The 18729-nt window shown below is 72.2% G+C and carries 15 protein-coding genes; 6 read left to right on the forward strand and 9 right to left on the reverse strand.

Annotation, left to right across the window (positions count from 1 at the left end):
• Positions 1-109: 109 nt before the first annotated feature.
• The 3 genes from F4554_RS22490 to F4554_RS22500 all read right to left on the reverse strand — a co-directional run bounded on the left by F4554_RS22490 (position 110) and on the right by F4554_RS22500 (position 4232).
• Positions 110-877, reverse strand: coding sequence for a metal-dependent hydrolase (locus F4554_RS22490; protein ID WP_272956129.1), 768 nt, complete (start codon positions 875-877; stop codon positions 110-112).
• A gap of 16 nt (positions 878-893) precedes the next feature.
• A complete protein-coding gene (locus tag F4554_RS22495; protein ID WP_179789393.1) occupies positions 894-2729 on the reverse strand; it encodes a diguanylate cyclase domain-containing protein in 1836 nt (611 codons plus the stop codon).
• Positions 2730-3239: 510 nt separating this feature from the next.
• Positions 3240-4232 carry a TerC/Alx family metal homeostasis membrane protein gene (locus F4554_RS22500; RefSeq protein WP_337796162.1) on the reverse strand — a complete coding sequence of 331 codons (993 nt, stop codon included), beginning with the start codon at positions 4230-4232 and terminating at the stop codon, positions 3240-3242.
• 337 nt (positions 4233-4569) lie between these two features.
• Here F4554_RS22500 and F4554_RS22505 point away from each other — a divergent pair, with 337 nt between their 5' ends.
• The gene (locus F4554_RS22505) at positions 4570-4992 is read left to right on the forward strand and encodes an Hsp20/alpha crystallin family protein (RefSeq protein WP_179789394.1); all 423 of its coding nucleotides are present in this window, start codon (positions 4570-4572) and stop codon (positions 4990-4992) included.
• A 72-nt stretch (positions 4993-5064) separates the two neighbouring features.
• On the forward strand, positions 5065-6201 hold the full coding sequence (locus F4554_RS22510; protein WP_179789395.1) for a serine hydrolase domain-containing protein: 1137 nt from the start codon (positions 5065-5067) through the stop codon (positions 6199-6201).
• On the opposite strand, the gene F4554_RS22515 is transcribed toward F4554_RS22510, so the two are convergent.
• The 3 genes from F4554_RS22515 to F4554_RS22525 all read right to left on the reverse strand — a co-directional run bounded on the left by F4554_RS22515 (position 6182) and on the right by F4554_RS22525 (position 9298).
• Positions 6182-7789: a GMC family oxidoreductase N-terminal domain-containing protein gene (locus tag F4554_RS22515; protein WP_202889422.1), complete on the reverse strand. Its 1608-nt coding sequence runs from the start codon at positions 7787-7789 to the stop codon at positions 6182-6184. The genes F4554_RS22510 and F4554_RS22515 overlap by 20 nt on opposite strands.
• Positions 7790-7892: 103 nt before the next feature.
• Positions 7893-8618, reverse strand: a complete 726-nt coding sequence (locus F4554_RS22520) for a hypothetical protein (RefSeq protein ID WP_179789396.1) — start codon at positions 8616-8618, stop codon at positions 7893-7895.
• A 122-nt stretch (positions 8619-8740) separates the two neighbouring features.
• Positions 8741-9298 carry an RNA polymerase sigma factor gene (locus F4554_RS22525; protein ID WP_179789397.1) on the reverse strand — a complete coding sequence of 186 codons (558 nt, stop codon included), beginning with the start codon at positions 9296-9298 and terminating at the stop codon, positions 8741-8743.
• A gap of 17 nt (positions 9299-9315) precedes the next feature.
• Here F4554_RS22525 and F4554_RS22530 point away from each other — a divergent pair, with 17 nt between their 5' ends.
• Both F4554_RS22530 and F4554_RS22535 read left to right on the forward strand, forming a co-directional pair.
• Positions 9316-10242, forward strand: coding sequence for a serine/threonine-protein kinase (locus tag F4554_RS22530; protein ID WP_179789398.1), 927 nt, complete (start codon positions 9316-9318; stop codon positions 10240-10242).
• 216 nt (positions 10243-10458) lie between these two features.
• On the forward strand, positions 10459-11457 hold the full coding sequence (locus F4554_RS22535) for a Gfo/Idh/MocA family oxidoreductase (protein WP_179789399.1): 999 nt from the start codon (positions 10459-10461) through the stop codon (positions 11455-11457).
• Between the two features lie 44 nt (positions 11458-11501).
• Here the strand turns inward: F4554_RS22535 and F4554_RS22540 are convergent, their stop codons facing one another.
• Positions 11502-13889: a family 10 glycosylhydrolase gene (locus F4554_RS22540; RefSeq protein ID WP_179789400.1), complete on the reverse strand. Its 2388-nt coding sequence runs from the start codon at positions 13887-13889 to the stop codon at positions 11502-11504.
• A gap of 170 nt (positions 13890-14059) precedes the next feature.
• Between F4554_RS22540 and F4554_RS33750 the strand changes: the two genes are divergently transcribed.
• Positions 14060-15589: a GH32 C-terminal domain-containing protein gene (locus F4554_RS33750; protein ID WP_179789401.1), complete on the forward strand. Its 1530-nt coding sequence runs from the start codon at positions 14060-14062 to the stop codon at positions 15587-15589.
• A complete protein-coding gene (locus F4554_RS22550) occupies positions 15586-16239 on the forward strand; it encodes a nucleoside/nucleotide kinase family protein (protein WP_179789402.1) in 654 nt (217 codons plus the stop codon). The genes F4554_RS33750 and F4554_RS22550 overlap by 4 nt, the downstream gene beginning before the upstream one ends.
• On the opposite strand, the gene F4554_RS22555 is transcribed toward F4554_RS22550, so the two are convergent.
• Together F4554_RS22555 and F4554_RS22560 are read right to left on the reverse strand one after the other, a co-directional pair.
• Positions 16193-17434: an MFS transporter gene (locus F4554_RS22555; protein ID WP_179791717.1), complete on the reverse strand. Its 1242-nt coding sequence runs from the start codon at positions 17432-17434 to the stop codon at positions 16193-16195. The two genes, F4554_RS22550 and F4554_RS22555, sit on opposite strands and share 47 nt — an antisense overlap.
• A 133-nt stretch (positions 17435-17567) precedes the next feature.
• Positions 17568-18575 (reverse strand): NAD-dependent epimerase/dehydratase family protein, encoded by a 1008-nt coding sequence (locus F4554_RS22560; protein ID WP_179789403.1) that lies wholly within the window; start codon positions 18573-18575, stop codon positions 17568-17570.
• Positions 18576-18729 lie beyond the last annotated feature (154 nt).

Genomic DNA, 18729 nt, shown 5'->3' on the forward strand with positions numbered 1-18729 from the left:
GTCGGTTGCCGGCACGCCGGTCGCCGGTTGTCGGCAAGTCGCCGACAACCCATCGACGTAAGGTCCCGACGGGGCTAGCATCATTTTCGAGCCGGACGCTTAGTTCGGCTCACCAAACTACCGGCGCGGCCGCCCGTACTCCTTCCGGGCCGGCCGCGCCGATCGTCGTGGCGACAGAGCCGCTGATGCGGTCCACGAGCGCGGTCACGGGTGCCACGTGGGCGTACAACCCGGCGAACGTCACCACCACCATCGCCAACGCGAGCAGGTGCTCGTACCACCGGCCGGTGGTCAGCAGACCTCTCCCCATCCGGTTGGGCCGTCCGTCCAGCCAGCTGAACGGCTTGGGGATCGACCCGACGGTGAGCGCGTCCGCCCCGATGTGCACCAGCACACCGACCATGGCGGCGAACGGCAGCCAGCTCGCGTCGGCCGCCGCTCCGTTGCGCACCAGCCACCAGCCGGCCCCGGCGGAGACCAGCAGGTTGATCGGCCAGGACTTCTCGTACTGACCGGGAATCACGAAGTGGCACGCCCGCAGTGCCAACCCGACGGCCAGGGCGAGTACTGCCATCAGGGCCCACTGGTTCAGTCCGGCGAGGAAGACCAGCAGCGCCCAGAACAGCGGCGCGACGACGAAGTCGTGGGTCCCGCCGCGATGTCCGCGGCCGAGCCAGCAGACGACGACACCGAGGGCGCGGGACAACGGGCCCCACATCCGGGTCACGGTCGAGGAGTGGTGGTCCAGGTCGGGAAGAAGTGCCATGCCACCGCAGCAGGCGACCCAGGCGAGCTGACCGGCCATCCGGTCGAGGGGTACCAGCGGCAGGGCCACGGCACCGACGGCCATCCCACAGACGGCGTGCGTATGTCCCATCACCGCCGAAACGATCTCACTGCCGCAGCGACGCACCCGCACTGGGTCGAGGCCGAAGATCGTCCACGGAGTCCACCGCGTCCACGGCGTCCACCGCCGAGCCCGCCGCGGGCGCCACCGTGGGCGACACCGTCCGCGGACCGCCCGCACGGCCCCGGTGACCGGGGCCGCCCAACGCGACGACGTTGCCCGCGGCGGGTGCCTGCTGGGCCGCGGGGACATGCTCCGCGGGCGCCTGCTGGGCCGCGGGTGCGTGCTCACGTACGACGACGGAGCCGGGGTCCAGCGCGGCCGGCCGTTCTTGGTCGGCCGGGCGTTCGTGGTCGGCCGGGCGGTCGCCGTCGGGAGCGTGGATGGCGTCGGTGCCGGGTGCGTCGACGCCGCCGTAGGTGTGCAGCAGCTTCACGCGGTACATCGCCTGGTCGGCCGTACGCAGCAGCTCGTCCACGCTGGCCGTCCCTGCCGTGGCCGCGCCGAGCCCGATGCTGACCGCGACCTGGACCTCGCGCTGGCCGAACCGGACCGGGCGGCGGACGTCCGCGGCCAGCCGGCGGGCCAGAACGGCCGCCTCCTCCTCGGTCGTGTCGCGCAGGGCGAGGACGAACTCGTCGCCGCCGATCCGTGCCACCACGTCGTGCTTGCGGACGAGCGCCCGCAACCGCCGCGCCACCTCGACCAGCACCACGTCGCCGACCTCGTGCCCGTGCTGGTCGTTGATGTGCTTGAACCGGTCGATGTCGCAGAACAGCACGCACACGTCGCGGCGCTCGGCGACCAGCTGGTGCAGCCGGGACCGCAGCTCGACGCGGTTGGACAGCCCGGTCAGCGGGTCGTGGGCGGCGAGGTGGGCCAGCTGTTCCTCACGGTCGTGGCGCTCACTGACGTCCTCCAGGTGGACGAGCTTGAAGTCGGGTACGCCGGTGGGGTCGACCACCACCGAGCAGTTGGTGGACACCCAGACCACCCGGCCGTCGCGCCGCACCATCCGCAGGTCGCCGCGGTAGGTGCGGCGGGCGTTGGACCACAGGTGCCGGTCCTTCGGATGGGTGACCTCGGCCAGCCCGCGCCGGCGCAGCTCCTCGTCGGAGTAGTCGAGCATGTGGCACAGCGCGGTGTTCACCCGGCGCAGCACGCCCTCGTCCGCGGGGGCCAGGCTGACCACGGCCATCCCGCTCGGAGCGCTCTCGAAGACCTGCCGGAAGCTCTCCTCGCTGGCCTGCAGCGCCCGGTGCTCCTGCTCCAGCCGCTCCATCGTGGTCAACACCTCGGAGTGCAGCCGGGCGTTGTCGACAGCGACGGCGGCCTGGGCGGCGAACATCTCCAGCAGCTCCCGCTGCAGCTCACCGGGGACCCGGCCGTCCGTGGGCAGGTCGACGCTGAGGACGCCGACCAGCTCACCGTCCGGCGCGTACAGCGGGGCGACGAGAGCGTCCTCGGGGTGCCAGGCACCGGGCGTCTCCTCCGCGCCGGCTCCGTCGGAGACCCAGACCGGCACCTCCGACGGCACCTCGACGCCGTGGGGGACGAATCGCAGGGTGCCCCACGGCACGGCCGAGGCGAGCAGGTCCTCCCACGCGTCGCGCGGGCCGCTCTGACCCTCCAGCGCCGCGCGGACGTCGGGCGGCCCGGCCACCGCCGCGACCCGCAGGCTGTCGTCGTGGACGACGTTGATGGCGGCCACCCCGAAACCGAGGCTGCTCACCACGCTGTCCACCAGGAACTGCAGGGTCGCGGACAGGTCACGGGCCGAGCTGAGCTCCCGGCTGACCCGATGCAGCATCCTGAACGCGTCGAGTCGTTGCCGCAGGCCGTGCTCCTCGTCCACAGCGCCCCCACGCGGTCGTTCGATCACTGGAGGGAGCCTAGCCTGATCCGATCACGTCGGCTCGGACGCAGTGTCCGGGATTGGGCCGCCTCCGTCCCGGCCCAATCCCGGACCCGCTTGCTCCCCGCGCTGGTGCATGTCCGGGGACGTCCCGGCCGACTCCGGCCTTCCCCTGCGTCCCCGGACCGCGGGACCCCAGGCGTCCGCACGTGTGTCGCGCGCACGCGCGGGCCGAACCCCTCAACCGGCCCGCGCGCCGCGCGGTCGCCCCCCGACGGCTGCCCCGCTACAGGTGGTTCGGGGCGGGCGCGGGCACGGATTGGGCGGAATCAGGAGAAGTACGAAAAACTTCGGTCGCGCTTCCTAGGAACCGAGTTGGCCGCGCAGCACCGACCGGCCGGAGTGAGCCGGATTGCCGTCGTACGGCTCGGCGGAGACGTCGATCCCCGCGAACCTGCTGACGTCCATTCCCTCTCCTACGTCCACAGGAGCGACGGCGGATGCAGTTCGGCCCGACAATCGAGCCGACAATCGGCGTCAGTCGTTCCAGCGCGCGGGCTCGGGCTCGCGGGTTCGCGCCCGCGAGCCGGCCACGCTGGCGACGCTGGTCACGGTGAGCGTGGCCGCGATGAACGCCAGCGACGCCACGATCCCGATGTGCGGCAAGTGGACCGGGCCGATGTCGTTCAGCCCCTCGCTCTCCATCGCCTCCAGGATGAGCTTCACGCCGATGAAGCCGAGGACGACGGCCAGGCCGTAGCTCAGGTAGATCAGCCGGTCGAGCAGGCCGCCGAGCAGGAAGTACAGCTGGCGCAGCCCCATCAGCGCGAACGCGTTGGCGGTGAAGACCAGGAACCCGGCCTGGGTCAGCCCGAAGATGGCGGGGATGGAGTCGAGGGCGAACACGACGTTGGCGGCGCCGATGGCGAGGACGACCACCACCATCGGGGTGAACATCCGGCGGCCGTCGACCCGGGTGGTCAGCTTCGACCCGTCGTACTCACCGGACGTGGGCACCACCCGCCGCATCATCCGGACGAGCCGGCCGTTGTGGAAGTCGGCCTCCTCCTCCTCCTCGCCCTGCACGGCCAGCTTGATCGCGGTGTAGATGAGCAGCGCGCCGAAGATGTAGAAGACCCACTCGAACGCGTTCACGGCGGCGGTGCCGGCGGCGATGAACGCCGCGCGCAGGACCAGTGAGATCGCGATGCCGATGAGCAGGACCTTGTGCTGGCTGACGGCGGGTACGGCGAAGCGCGACAGCAGGATGACGAAGACGAACAGGTTGTCCACGCTGAGGCTGTACTCGGTGATGTAGCCGGCGAGGAACTCTCCGGCCGGCCGGGACCCGGCGGTGAGCAGCAGGCCCAGGCAGAACGCGCCGGCGAGACCGACGTAGAGCAGGACCCACGCTGTCGCCTCGCGCATGCTCACCGTGTGCGGCCGGCGGTCGGCCCACACCAGGTCGGCGACGATGATCGCGGTGATCCCGAGAACGGTGATCACCCAGACCCACAACGGCACGTGCACGCAACACCTCCGGCGATGGACGGACGTCTACGCCGGAGGTCTCCTCCGCCCGGGCGCGCCGCGTCCGGACCGGTGGTCCCGGGCCGTCGTGGACGAGCCGTGATGACGACACCACCGCGTGGGAGTACTCCCCTCCAACTCAGCGAGAAGTGTAGTGGCGACGCAGCGAACCCGGACGAGCCCGAATGAGTGAGGTCTCCCCGAGGCGCGCTTGACGACTCTCGGGACGCGCGCTAAATAGGGAGCTAGTTGAGTCGAGCAGACTCAAGGTAGTTGTAGTGAGACACATCAGAAAGATCAGGATCGTAGGTTTCTGAACCGTTTTCCGGGAGTCACGATGTTGATGCGCACCGACCCGTTCCGGGAGATCGACCGTCTCAGCCAGCAGTTGCTGACCTCCGCGGCCCGGCCGACAGCCGTTCCCATCGACGCCTACCGCAAGGGCGACACGTTCTACGTCCACTTCGACCTTCCCGGCGTACGCGTCGAGGACATCGATCTGACCGTGGAACGCAACATCCTCACCGTGCGCGCCGAGCGGCACGGTCCGCGAGACGACGAGGTGGAGACGCTGGTGGCCGAGCGCCCGCAGGGCACCTTCACCAGGCAGCTGTTCCTCGGCGACACACTGGACACCGACCGGATGGAAGCCGACTACGAAGCCGGCGTGTTGACCGTGAAGCTGCCGGTCGCCGAGCAGGCCAAGCCGCGCAAGGTGCAGATCACCGGCGCCACCGAGCGCCAGAAGATCGGCGCCTGACGCCTACTTCGACACGGGTCCCTTGGGCGGGTCGGCCGAGGTCGCCGCCCCGCCCCTGGGACTATCTGCGGTATGCCCGTCGGTACGGTCGAGCCCGCTCCCGCCACCTCCCGCCGACTCGACGCACTCGCCCACGCTGCCGTCGGCGCCGGCGTGGTCCCCGGTCTGAGCGTCGCGCTCGCCAACCACACCGGCCCCACGTGGAGTTCGGCGTACGGCGTCACCGACCTCTCGGCCCCCTCACCGGTCGGTACGGACACGGTGTTCGAGTGCGCGTCGCTGACCAAACCGGTCGTCGCGTACGGCGTCCTGCTCCTCGTCCAGGAGGGCCGCCTGGACCTCGACCGCCCGCTGGACTCCTACCTCCCCGCCCCGTACCTCCCCGACGAGCCGGCCGCGGCCGGCATCACCGCCCGGATGGTGCTCGGGCACACGACCGGCTACCCGAACTGGCGGCCGGCCGGAGGTCCGCTCACCCTGACGCACTCCCCCGGCAGCCGGTTCGGCTACTCCGGCGAGGGCTACGTCCAGGTGGGACGGGTGGTGGAGCACGTCACCGGCCAGCCGCTGGCCGCCTTCCTGGCCGATCGGGTCCTCGCGCCGCTGGGAATGACCGACAGCGCACTCACCTGGCCCGGCGACCTCGGGGACGGCGACCTGCGGGGCGGTGACCTCGGAGACAAGGTCGCCCTCGGCCACACGGCGGCCCGCGAGGTCCTCGCCAAGGAGCGGCCGGAGGAGGCGATCGCTCCCTCGTCCCTGCACACCACCGCTACCGACCTCGCCCGCTTCCTCGCCTGCTTCCTCTCCCCCGTCGCCTCTCCCGCCACGTCTCCGGCCGATGCCTCAGCCGCTTCGCCGGCGGCTCCTGCAGCGGTTCCTCCGGCGGGGCCGCTGCGGCCCGAAGGTGTGGAGTCGATGCTGACGCCGCACGTACGACTGGACCGACCGCTCGCCTGGGGACTGGGCTGGGGCCTGAGCCTCGAGGGCGGCCCCGGCAAGGAGTGGGCGTTCTGGCAGTGGGGCGACAACCCCGGCTACAAGGCGTTCGCCGCCGGCTCGCCGGGCGCGGACCTCGGCGTCGTGGTGCTGACCAATGGCGACCAGGGACTCGACGTCGCCGCCGGATTGGTGCGCGAAGTGCTCCCGTCCACCGCGCCGGCCTACGTCCGGGTCGCGACCAACCGGCTCACGCCCGGTCCAGGATGAGGTCCGCCGCCCGCCAGGCCATCGCCATCACCGGGCCGTTCAGGTTGCCCGAGACCATGGCCGGCAGCACCGAGGCGTCCATGACCCGGAGGTTGTCCACGCCACGGACCCGGAGGTGGGAGTCGACGACGTCTACGTCGTTCGGGCCCATCGCGCAGGTGCCGATGGCGTGGTAGCCGCAGTAGCCGGAGTCCAGCATCGTGTCGACGACCTCCTCGTCGGTGCGTACGTCCGGACCGGGGAACGTCTCGGTCGACAGCCGCGCCGCGATCGGGTCGTGCGCGAAGAACTCCCGCATCCGGGCCAGGACGTCCACGGCGATCCGGCGGTCGTGCCCCGACCCGAGGTAGTTGGGCTCGACGTCCAGCGGCGCGTCCGGGTCGGCCGAGGTGATCCGTACGCTCCCCTCCGCGGTGGGGCGCAGGATCTCGGCCACGGCGGACAGCCCGGGCTCGCGCTCGACCGTGACCGCCTCCCCCGCCTGGTAGGTCGCGACGGACCACGGTCCCATCAGCACCTGCGCGTCCGGACGGTTCAGGCCGGGCCGGCTCTTGACGAACGCGAGCACGTCGTACGCCGGTGTGGCCAGCGGGCCGTCCCGGCGGACCAGGTACCTCAGCGCGGTGAGCCCCTGCCGGGCCGGTGAGGACAGCATCCGGTTGGTGCCGAGGTTCTCCCGGAGCCGGAACTTCAGCGGCAGGCAACGATGCTCGCGCATCCGTGCGCCGACCAGTTCCCGGTCCAGTCGTACGCCGACACCGGCCGCGCGCAGCACCTCGGCAGGGCCGATCCCGGACTGCTGCAGCAGTTTGGGCGTACCCAGACTGCCCAGGGACAGCACCACCTCGCGCGCCGCGGAGAACTCGACCGTCGCCCCTTCGGCGTCGCGGGCACGCACCCCGACCACCTTGTCGCCGCCGAACACCAGCCCGGTGACCGTCGTGCCGGTGCGCACGGTGAGGTTCGGCCGGTGGCGTACGGGGCGAAGGAACGCGGTGGCCGCGCTGACCCGGCGGCCGGCGCGGATGGTGGCCATGGTGTGCCCGATGCGTTCGCCGTCGGACTCGTCGACGTCGTTGACGTCCCGCACCGGCGTGAGCCCGACCGAGCGGCCGGTCTCGACCATCTCCACCGAGAGGGGGTCGGGCCTCCGCGGCGGTGAGACCCCGAGCGGCCCGCCCGCGCCCCGGCTGTCCGACGGGCCGAAGACATTGTCCTCGAACCCCGTGAAGATCGGCAGCATCGTGTCCCATCCCCAGCCGGGGTTGCCGAGCCGGACGAGGTCGTCCCAGTCGTCGCGGCCGCCCCGGTTGTAGACCAGGCCGTTGATCGAGCTCGACCCGCCGAGGACCTTCCCCCGGGGCCACACCTCCGGTCTCGCTCGCGGGCCGAAGGGCCTGGTCCGGTAGTGCCAGGCCTTGCCGGGGTCGTCCATCAGCTTCCCGAAACCCTTCGGCACCCGGAACAGCGGATGGCGGTCGGGCCCGCCCGCCTCGACCAGCAGCACCCGCACGCCCGGGTCGGCCGACAGCCGATTTGCCAGTACGCAGCCCGCGGACCCGGCACCGACGATGACGTAATCGAACACGGCGGCCCTCCTCCTGCTCCTCGTCGACTCCTCGCGAATGCCCCGAGGACGGTCCGCTCGGCGCTTCGGCAACGAAGGTAGCGGGCGCGTGCCGGAACCTGCGCTAGTCCGCGGCGATGTTCGCGGCCTCCTTCGCCAGGTGGTCGACCTGGGCCGGGGTCACCTCGTCGGTGACGTCGACGAAGCCGACCCGGGTGCCCACGGAGAAGACGATGTACCCACCGGCGGGCGCGTCGGAGTCGTACGCGGGGAAATAGGTGACGTTCAGTTTCGACTCCACGGTGACCGCGGCCCCGTATCCGAAGTCGCCCCCGGTGATGCCGGCGCATTCGTCGACCAGCGTCACGATCCTGTCCGCGGTGGCTCTCGCCTCGCCTGCGGTCCGCGTCTGGGCCACCTGTTCGACGACCTGGTGACCAGGCGTGAAGTCGTCGACGAGCTTCGAGCCGATCCTCGTCACGCCTCGGCTCGGCAGGACGTCGGCGAATGTCGTGTCACCCGTGCACGGGCCCAGGGTCTGCGCGGGGTCCGGGTCGGCCCGGGTGAACGAGTGGTCGGTCACGTCGAAGTAGAGACGTTCGCGGATGACGTTCTCCTCGGAGAGAGGGTCGCGCGGTTTCTGCGCGGCGGTCGTCTTCTGCGCGGTCGGCTTCTGCGTCTTCGGTGCGGGTGTGGCCGGTGCCTGCGTGGCCGGTGTACGTGCCGTCGACGGCGGCGACTGGGCGGCCGTCTGGTCGCGGACATTCGCGAGATGAGCAGCGCCGGCACCTCCACCGACGCCGGTGACCACAGCGGCGACGATGGCCAGTGCCGCGTTGGCGAGCTTCATGTCGTTCCCCCGTACGGAATGGGCGGTCTGTTTCCGCCGTTCACTCCCTCAGATGCACGAACAGCACAGTTCGTTGGCTGCCGGTCAGGATGAGGACGTGACGAGGATGTGCGGGTGAGGGGTCACAGCCTGGTCCTCAGCGCGGACCGCATGAACTTCCGTGCGACGTGGATGCGGTCGCGGACCGTGGCGAGCGAGGTGCCGGTGATCGCGGCGATCTCCTCGTACGGCAGCGAGCCGAGGTCCCGCAGCACGAAGGGCTCCACGACCTGAGGCTTGCTCCGTTCCAGTTCCGAAAGCGCCTCCATCACGTCGAGCCGGGTTCCGGCCATCACGCTCGTGGTGCGCGGGTCGGCCGTCTCGGGAAGCTCGGCGGCGCCGTTCTCGGCCGCACGCCGGCGCAGCCGCCGGTAGGTCATCCGGGCACTGTTCGAGGCGATCACGGTGATCCATCCCTCGAACGACCCGCTGCCGGTGAAGTCGCCGATGTTCCGCGCGATCGCGACCAGCGCGTCCTGGGCGGCCTCCTCCGCGTCGTCGAGGTGCGGCAGGAAGCGTGAGCAGCGCCGGACGAGCAGAGGACGGATGACGCCGAGCAGTTCCTCGAGCGCGTCGCGGTCGCCCGAACGCGCGCGCTCCACCAACTCAGAGAGCGGCACCGGGTCCGCGAAGGAACTCATAGGACAATCTTGTCCCCATGAGACAGGTCGGGCGATACCGCATGCGGCGCGTGCTCGGCTCCGGCGCGTTCGCGACGGTGTGGCTGGGCGAGGATCCGGCCCTCGAAGCGGACGTCGCGATCAAGGTGCTCGCCGAGAACTGGGCGAACAACGCGGACGTGCGGGAGCGCTTCCTTGCGGAGGCGCGGCTGCTGCGCCGCGTGGACGACCCCCGCCTCGTGCGGGTCTTCGACGTCGGGCTGAGCGACGACGACGAAGCCCGGCCCTACTTCGTGATGGAGTACATCCCCGGCGGCACCCTCGCCGACCGGATGGGCTCGCTGAGCACGCGGGAGGCGCTGGCGTACGCCGTGGCGGCCGCCGACGCCGTCCAGGTGCTCCACGACGCCGGCATCGTCCACCGCGACGTGAAACCGAGCAACCTGCTGATCGACGACCGCAGCACGCCGCCTCGGCTCGTGGTCTCCGATCTGGGTAGTGCGAAGGTGCTCGCCGAGGCCACCGGTTTCACCGTCACGACCGGCACCCCGAGCTACATGGCCCCCGAGCAGGCGCACCAGTCCGACGGCTTCGACGGCCGGGCCGACGTCTACGCCGTGGCCGCCGTCACCTACCACCTGCTCAACGGGCAGCCGGCCTTCGCCGACCGCACCGCGGCGGCGGTCCTGGACCGCCGGGCCGACAGCAGGCCGCCACCCCTGGCGGCGCGCCTGGGCCAGCCCGCGGCGCTCGACCGGCTCCTCACCCGCTCGCTGAGCTGGGACCCGGCGAAACGTCCGGGCACCGCTGCGGAGTTCGCCCGGGACCTCGAGCGCCTTCTCACCGACGACCCGCACCCCCTGCACCGGCCGGGGCGCGAGGTGCCGACCGTGCCGACGCTGGTCTTCTGTGCCGTCCTCGCGGTGGTGCTGTTCGCCGTCACGTACCAGTTGCTGGCCCGATGATCGCCGGCTCGATGATTGCCGGCCCGGTGATTTCGGTGCGGCCAGGTCCGGTCGGCGCTGGTCCATGTAGGTCGCGGGGGTTGCGGGCGGCGACGGGACCGGACGACGCTGCTCGGGACCCGACGCGTTGCCCGGCGGGCCTGACAAGGCAGGGTTGACAGACAGAGGTCGACAGACAGAGGTCGACATACGGCGTCGACCGCGAGGAGGCAAGTGGTGCTTGACATCGGGGTGGTTGGTGCCGGTATCCGTGGCCGGATGTTCGCCCGGGCGCTCGGCCAGCTGCCGGACGTACGCGTGGTGGGGGTCGCCGACCCGACGCCCGCCGGAGCGGCGCTGGCGGCAGAGCTCGGCGCCGATGCCCACGCGGACCACGAGGACCTGCTCGCCGCGCACGACCTCGCCGGCGTCGTGGTGGCCACCCCGGACTTCGCCCACCGGGACGCGGCGGTCGCCGTCGCCCGGGCGGGGATCGGCCTGCTGGTGGAGAAGCCGGTGGCCACCGACGTCGGGCAGGCACGGGAGATCGAGGCCGCGGTGCAATCCGGGGGCAGCCCGGCGATGGTGGCGTTCGAGAACCGCTGGAACCCGCGCTTCGTCGCCGTACGGCAGCAGATCACCGACGGCGCCGTCGGTGACGTGCTCTTCCAGTGCGCCCACCTCAACGACACCAGGTTCGTGCCGGAACGGATGCTGTCGTGGGCCGCACGGACCACCCCGGCGTGGTTCCTCATGCCGCACACGGTCGACCTGGCGCTGTGGCTGTCCGGGCGTACTCCCCGCTCCGTCTACGCGACCGGCCTGCGACGCGAGCTGGCCCGGGACGGCATCGACACCTACGACGGCGTACACGCGCTGGTGACCTTCGACGACGGGACCACCCTCGCGCTGCAGTCGCACTGGGTGCTGCCCGAGTCCTATCCCAGCGTGTTCGACTTCCGGTACGAACTCGTCGGCAGCCGGGCCGCGGTGCGGGTGGACGGATCCGACGAGGGCGTCCACTTCGCCGGGCCGTCCCTGCAGTGGCTGCACCACTCGACGGTGGAACGCGACGGCCGGCTGGTCGGCGTGGCCGCGGAGATCGCCCGCGACTTCGCCGGCCTGCTGCGTGGCGAGCCGGTGAGCGTACCCAGCGTCGCCGAGGGTGTCGCGGTCACCGCCGTCGTGGCCGCCGTGCACGAGAGCGTCACCTCCGGCCGGGTCGTCGGCCTCTGACCCGCGGCCGACCCACCGAGCGGCTGGCTCACCGACCTGCCGGCTCACCGCCCGGTGGGCCAGCCGTCCGGGCGGGCCGTGTCGAGGATCCGCTGAACGAGGTCCACGTCGGCGCGAAGATGGTCCCGCACCGGTGCCGGCCCGTCCACGCCGGCCACCGCGTGCCGCACCACGGCGAGGTGACGAGCGGCCACCGGCAACTGGTGGGCGGTGAGGTCACGGCGCAGCTGGGTGAGGGTCGCGACGAGCCGATCCTGGTCACCCTGGAGCGCGGCGGCGTAGACCCCGTCGACCCGGCGCAGCATGTCCGCGACCTCCGCCGCGGCACCTCCCACCGGATCGGCCTGCGGGTCGAACGCCTTCCGCCGGTAGACCGACCGGGCCAGCGCGGCCTGGTGCTCGGCGTCCAGGGAGTGCCAGACGAAGTGGGCCTGCCCGGTCGCACCCGCCTCCCGGGCGGCGACCACCTGCCAGACACTTGCTTCCGCGGGCGCGGCCAGGAACGACGGCGCGATCCCGATCGAGGTGAAGGCGTTGGTACCGACCTGCGTCACGAAGTCGGCAGACCTGTCGTGTACGTCGCCGGTGCCTACGGAGTACACCTCCGGTACGACGACGTCCAGCAACCTCGCCCGCACCCAGGACGCGAAGTCCTGGTGGAACTTCGCGACGTCGGCGGCGTTGTCGGTCGTCTCCAGCGCCGAGGAGAGGATGGTGCCCTTCGGCAGCGCGGCCCGCGCTTCCCGGACGAAGGTCGTGACCTGCTCTGTCTGCCAGTCCAGCCAGGTCTGGTAGAGCGTGTCACCAGGGTGCAGCTGTGCCGGGTCGGCGCCGTAGCGCTCCTCGAACCGGGCGCGGGCCAGGTCGTTGTAGGACGACACCTGGTCGGAGGTCGAGCCCTGGGAGGGATAGCGGATGTAGTCCAGTTGGACGCCCGGCACGTCGTACCTGCTCGCAGCCTCGGTGAACACCCGCAACAGCCACGCCCGCGCGGCCGGGATCGCCGGGTCGAGGAAGTAGTAGCCCGGCTCGGTGGTACTGACCACTCGGCCCGCCCGGTCCTTCACCAGCCACTCGGGATGGTCGCGCACGACCGGACCGGCCCCCGCGTCGCCACCGGAGAAGCCGATGAAGAAGCTGTGCACCCACAGGTGAAGGTGGACGCCGTGGCGGTCCGCTGCCGCGACGTAGGCCACCAGCGGGTCCCAGCCCGCGAACGCGGGATTCTGGTCCGTGAAGGCGCTCGGGTAGATCGTCTGGCCGCCCCAGAAGGTCTCCAGATACAGCTGGTTGAAGCCGGCCGAAGCCATCGCCGCGACGGTCGCGTCGACGGCTGCCGGACTGGTCTCGGTCGGCCGGTGCCAGACGGCCCTCGCCTCCACCGCGTCGGACTCCGCGGTGAGCTCTCCGGCCTGTACGGCGGTCGTCGCGGCCTGGTCCGCGGTCTCGATCGCGCCCCGGTCGTCACCGGCCTCGTGCTTGTCGCCGGCCTGGGTGAGCTGACCGCGCGCCTGCGCCAGCGTGCCGGTGGCCCGGTCGAGCGGTGCGTCGGCGAAGGATGCCCGCGCGGCGTCGATCCGGTCCTGGGCGGCGTCGACGGCGAGTTGCCCGGCGTAGAGGTACGACATGGCGTCGATGGTCGCCGACAGGGTGGCACCCGCGGTGTCGTCCGACAGCGTGAGCAGCGTTCCCGGAATGACGTTCTGCTGGATCCAGGCGAGCATCGTGCCGTGCCCGGACAGGACGATCCCGTTGGCGGGGATGGTGGAGTTGTTGCCACCGACGGCGGTGACGCGGTAGCCGGAGCCCGCGCGTTCGGCAACCGCCTCGACGCCGTACTGGTTGGTTCCGGTGGTCGCCTCGGAGTACGCCGGGGTGTAGACCACCAGCTCGTCGGGCCCGCGCCCGCCTGGGAACTCCCACGGCGGCGCGGGGTCGACCTTGGTGACCGTGGTGGTGTCCGTGTGGCTGGTGGCCATGATGGCGTCCTTGCGGAGCTCGATCCGCATGCCGACGCGCAGGTGGGCACCCATCCAGGTCGCGGCCTGCCCGTGGCCTGACAGGGTGTCCCCGCCGGCAGGGACCGGGGCGTCTCCGCCGATGCCGGGGGCGGTGAGCTTGGTGATGACGCCGCCGTCGACCACCGCTTCGGCACCCCACTGGTTCTGCCGGGTCGACTCGCCCCACGCCGGCGTGTAGACGAGGAGCTGGTCGGCCCCGCGGGTGCGGTCGTATCCCGACACTGCGAGATAGCTGCCGTCCGGTGTCACCACGAAGTCGCCACGCAGCCCACTCGCGTACGCCGGTGACGCCGGCCCCGCGGCGAGCCCGGTGAACAGGCACACCACCGCGAGCAGGGCCACGAGCAACGCTGTTCGGGAATGCCGCGTGAGCCACATAGGGCAGGCGGGGAACATCGGTCGTGGCCACATGCGGGGCTCCTCGAGGCGTACGAACCCGATGAATGGTGAGTACCAATGCGTGTTCGCGATCAGGATGGACGCTCCACCCACGGCGGCCAAGCCCGATGTCCGGCTTCAGCCCGTAGAGGTGGCGGATGGCTGGTTGACCGCGACGATCCCCTGGCACCATCGTTGGCACGGTGCCCGCACAACCCAACGACCACCACGCGCCGCACTTCCACGTGCGCTCGGTGGATGGCTACGTCAACGACCCGAACGGCCCGGTCCACTACCGGGGCGCCTTCCACCTCTACTTCCAGCAGGTCTTCGACACTCCCCGCACCGGGCCCGTGCACTGGGGCCATGCGACCAGCACCGACCTGGTGACCTGGACGCTGCACCAGCCCGCGCTCGCGCCCTCCCCCGGCACGCCGGACGAGGACGGGTGCTGGTCGGGCAACACCGTGGCGGCGGACGACCGGCTGTACGCGTTCTACTCCGCGTTCGACCCGGCGAACCCGTTCCAGCCCGTACGACGGGCCGAGTCGGCGGACGGGTTCGAGTTCACCGGTTCGGTCCCGATGGTCGATCCGCCGGACGCCTCGGAGTCGCCGGTGCAGTTCCGGGACCCGTTCGTGTGGTGGCACCACGGCCGGTGGTGCATGATCGTCGGCGCCGGGCTCGCCGGAGCTGGCGCAGACGGTGCTGACGGTGCTGACGGCGGCGCGCTCGGCCAGGCGCGGCTGTACGAGTCGAGTGACCTGGCGCGGTGGACCTACGTCGGGCCGTTCGCGAGCCGGCGGCGTACCGACGAGGGCACCGGCCACGACACCGGGATGATGTGGGAGTGCCCGCAGTACGCCGCGCTCGGCGAGTGGGGCGTACTCCTCGTCGGCGCGTACGACCATTCGATGGGCATCACCCACGTGCTCTCGCTCACCGGCCGCGACCAGGCCGACCGGCTCGCCGACCCGGGGCCGGCGGGGCGCGCCGACCAGGGCCCGAACTTCTACGCGCCGTCGGTGATGCGCGACCCGAGTGGCCGGGTGCTGGTGTGGGGCTGGGTCACCGAGGGCCGCGAGACCGCCGCCTCGGTCGAGGCCGACTGGTCCGGGATGCTCACCCTGCCCCGGGTCCTCACTGTCACCGACGCGGGTGAACCCCGCTGGCATCCGCCGGCCGAGCTCGCCGCGCTCCGCGACGGCGCGATCGCCTCCGTCGAGGGCCCACTGGAAGCCGGGTCCTCCGTGGACGTGGCGGACGTGCCCGCGCAGTTCGAGCTGGACCTCGCGCTCACCGCTTCCGGCGCCGACCGCGAACCCACACGGGTGCGACTGTTCGCCTCCGGCGCGGAGGACACGGGCGAGGCCGAGCACCTGGACCTGCTCGTCGACTGGCGGGCCGGAACGCTGGCCGTCGACCGGGACGCGGCGAGCCGGGACCCGAGGTCGCACCGGGGCACCTTCACCATCACCGATGCGGTGACCAGCGCGACCAGCGCGACCAGCGCGACCGGCGGGGACGCTGGGGACGCCGAGGACCGGGTGAGCGTGCAGCTTCGCCTGCTGGTGGACGGGTCGGTGGCCGAACTGTTCGCGGCCGGCCAGGTGCTCACCTGCCGCCTGTACCCGCAGTCGCCGCCGCCGTGGACACTGCGGGTCACGCCTGGGGCGGGCGGTCCGGTCGACGGACGCGTCACGGTGTGGCGCCTGCGCAGAGCGGTGCGGTGACGTACGCAGAGCTGCTGGCCGAGGCAGGCACGCTTGCCTCCCCCGGCCGGCGGCGCGTCCTCGGCATCGTCGGGGCGCCCGGCGCCGGGAAGTCCACCCTGGCCGAACGCCTGGTCGCAGACCTCGCACCGGCCGCGGTGTACGTACCCATGGACGGCTTCCACCTCGCCCAGGCCGAACTCGAGCGGCTCGGACGCGCCGACCGCAAGGGCGCGCCGGACACCTTCGACGCCGCGGGGTACCTCGCCCTGCTGCGGCGGCTGCGGGACCCGGGCGAAGGCACGGTCTACGCACCGGCGTTCTCCCGCGTCCTGGAGGAACCGGTGGCCGGCTCGCTGCCGGTGGCTCCGGACACCCCGTTGGTCGTGACCGAGGGCAACTACCTCTTGCTCGCCGACGAGCCCTGGCGACAGGTGCGCGTGCTGCTGGACACGTGCTGGTTCGTGGTCACCGAGCACGACGTCCGGATGGACCGGCTGCTCCGCCGGCACCAGGAGTTCGGCAGATCGCCGGCGATGGCGCAGGCGTTCGCGACCGGCTCCGACCAGCGCAACGCCGACCTGGTGGCGGCCGGGATCGCCCGCGCGGACCGGGTGGTCGACGTCACCGCGTGGGACCTTCGCCCGCGCGTTGCCGGCGGCTCGGCCTGACCCGTCCCGGGTCGCACGTCCGCCGCCCGCGTACGACATCCGCCGTCACGTACGCCGCGCACAACGCCACCAGGAGACCGTCGGCGACGAACAGCCAGCCCATCGGCAGCCACACCGAGCCGACTCCGAACGCGGCGAACACCGCCAGCGCGGCTCCCTCGGACAGCACGCCGGACAGCGACGTCACGGTGGCCCGGGCCGGCCCGCTGATCGCGTGCTGGAGCCGCGCGTCGAGCAGCAGCCTGGCCAGGTGGAAGGCGCCGATGCCGACCCCGATCGCGACCACGCCGATCGTGGACGTGGCGGCCGCCCCGGCACCGACGAGGAAGCCCGCGACGGCCAGCGCGACGGGCGCGACAGCGTACCGCCACCGCCGGGCGGCGACCAGCAGCGCCGCCACCACCATGGCCAGCCCGGGCACCACCATCAGCAGCGGGACGTACGGGTCGGGGACGCCGACCGCCCGGGCCAGCAGCGGGAGGTACTCGTCGAAGGCGACCAGCCCGGGCAGCAGACCGGTCAGCAACGTGAGCCGGCGTACGGTCGGGTCGCGGACCGCCTCGGCCACGCCCGCCCGCAACGTCGTGACGTACGCGCGTAACCCGGTCGGCTCGGACTCGGCGCCGGTACGGGGTACGTCGGGGAACGCCAGCGCCACCGGCACCTGCGCCAGCCCCATCGCCACCGAGGCCCACCCCACCACCTGGTAGCCGCCGAGCGCGAAGATCGGGGCGGCCAGCGCGGTCGCGACCAGTCCGGCAGTCCCCTCGGCGGCCGCGGCCCGGCCGAGCAACCGGTCGTAGGTGGACGCGGCGCCGACCGCGGCGAGTTCGTCGTACACCAGTGCCTGCAGCGTGCCGGACTTGAGCGCGCCCTGCGCGGACCACAGCACGAAGCCGACCGCGAAGGCCGGAAACGACGGCAGACAGACCCACAGGACGAACCCGGCGGCCCGCAGCACCGCTCCGACGGCGAGCAGGTGGCGTCGCGACAGCCGGTCGGCGAGGACGCCGGAGGGCACCTCGAGGACGAACGCGGCACCTGCCCACAGGCTGAGCAGGACAGATATCTCGCTGGTGGACAGCCCGCTGTCGGCGAACAGCAGGGTGTACAGCGGGTACAGGAAGATCGCGTCGTCCAGCCCGGAGAAGACGACGAACAGCCGGCCGATCCGGCGAGCGCGATCGGCCGGCAGGTCAGCGTGCCCCGCCGCGCGGCGGCGGGACCGGCTGGAAGCTCAACGAGGCCAGTTCATGGGGAGATCCTAGGCTCGGTCACGCGTTGACGGGGCTGGGCGGCGCCGGAGTGGTCACGTACGCCGGGTCTGCTCACCGCCGGTGCCAGGCGGCGAGGACGTCGGCCTCCTCCGCCGCGGTCAGCCCGGCGTGCAGGTCGGCCGGGTCGGTCTTGTCGCGGCCGCTCTCCCGGGCCCAGGCCAGAGTGTCGCGTGCGGTCTGGGCGAGGTCGCGGACCGCCAGCCCGGCGGCCAGCGTCGCGCTGACGTCGTGGTCGAGCATTCCGGCGTACTCCGGGAGCGGCAGCCAGGCCGGCAGTGACCGCGGCCCCGCCCACGGGTTGACCTCCTGCGCCTCGAGGAACTCCTGGTCCACCCAGGTCAGCTTCGGCTCGGCGCCCACCCCGGCCGCGACCCGGTCCAGGAGCTCACCGCGCCCCACGGCCGGCCCGGTGGCGTCGAAGACGCCCACCACACCGGTCTCCGCGGACCGGACGATCCAGGCCGCGAGGTCGCGTACGTCGACGACCTGCACCGGCTCCTCGGGGGCACCAGGTGCGAGCACCTCGCCGCCGCGCGCCAGCCGAACCGGCCAGTAGGTGAACCGGTCGCTGCCGTCACCCGGACCGACGATCAGCCCGGCGCGCACCACGTTGGCCCGGTCGCCGAGCGCGGCGAGCACCGCCTGCTCGCAGGAGACCTTCGCCGGTCCGTAGTTCTCCACGTCGCGCTCGTCGGCGTCCGCGGACAGCGGGGCGTGCACGGGCCCGGTGTGCGGGTTCTGCCCCGGCGTGGAGTTGTCGCTGTAGACGCTGATCGAGGAGACGAACGTCCAGTGGCGTACGCCGTCTGCGAGCGTGTCCACCGCCTGGCGGACCTGACTGGGCAGGCGGGCGACGTCGACCACCGCGTCGAACTCTCTGCCGGCCAGCGGGGCCAGCCCGTCCGGGTCGTCGCGGTCGACGCGGACGAACGTCGTTCCGGCCGGCGGCTCACCGCTGCTGCCGCGGGCCGCGCAGGTGACCTCGTGGCCACGCTCCACCGCCTCGGCGGCCACCGCTGCGGACAGGAACACCGTTCCGCCCAGGACCAGGATCCGCATCGGGCCACCTCCTCGTCGCTCCGCGTCATCCGGTCGGGCCGGTCCCAGCGCCGGTCCGCACAGCCGCGGATCCGGGAAGCCTGGCCGACACCACGGTGGGAGCGCCAGCCGATTCCGCCGACGGCGATCGCGCTACGCCGTCGGCGGAACCAGT

The organism is Actinopolymorpha rutila, assembly GCF_013407855.1.
Taxonomy (GTDB): domain Bacteria; phylum Actinomycetota; class Actinomycetes; order Propionibacteriales; family Actinopolymorphaceae; genus Actinopolymorpha; species Actinopolymorpha rutila.

Bases quoted from the DNA above. Each gene is read 5' to 3' on its own strand.
- F4554_RS22560 (WP_179789403.1), bottom strand. From the start codon at position 18,575: ATGCGGATCCTGGTCCTGGGCGGAACGGTGTTCCTGTCCGCAGCGGTG.
- F4554_RS22520 (WP_179789396.1), bottom strand. From the start codon at position 8,618: ATGAAGCTCGCCAACGCGGCACTGGCCATCGTCGCCGCTGTGGTCACC.
- F4554_RS22490 (WP_272956129.1), bottom strand. From the start codon at position 877: ATGGGACATACGCACGCCGTCTGTGGGATGGCCGTCGGTGCCGTGGCC.
- F4554_RS22525 (WP_179789397.1), bottom strand. From the start codon at position 9,298: ATGAGTTCCTTCGCGGACCCGGTGCCGCTCTCTGAGTTGGTGGAGCGC.
- F4554_RS22540 (WP_179789400.1), bottom strand. From the start codon at position 13,889: ATGTGGCCACGACCGATGTTCCCCGCCTGCCCTATGTGGCTCACGCGG.
- F4554_RS22530 (WP_179789398.1), top strand. From the start codon at position 9,316: ATGAGACAGGTCGGGCGATACCGCATGCGGCGCGTGCTCGGCTCCGGC.
- F4554_RS22505 (WP_179789394.1), top strand. From the start codon at position 4,570: ATGTTGATGCGCACCGACCCGTTCCGGGAGATCGACCGTCTCAGCCAG.
- F4554_RS22510 (WP_179789395.1), top strand. From the start codon at position 5,065: ATGCCCGTCGGTACGGTCGAGCCCGCTCCCGCCACCTCCCGCCGACTC.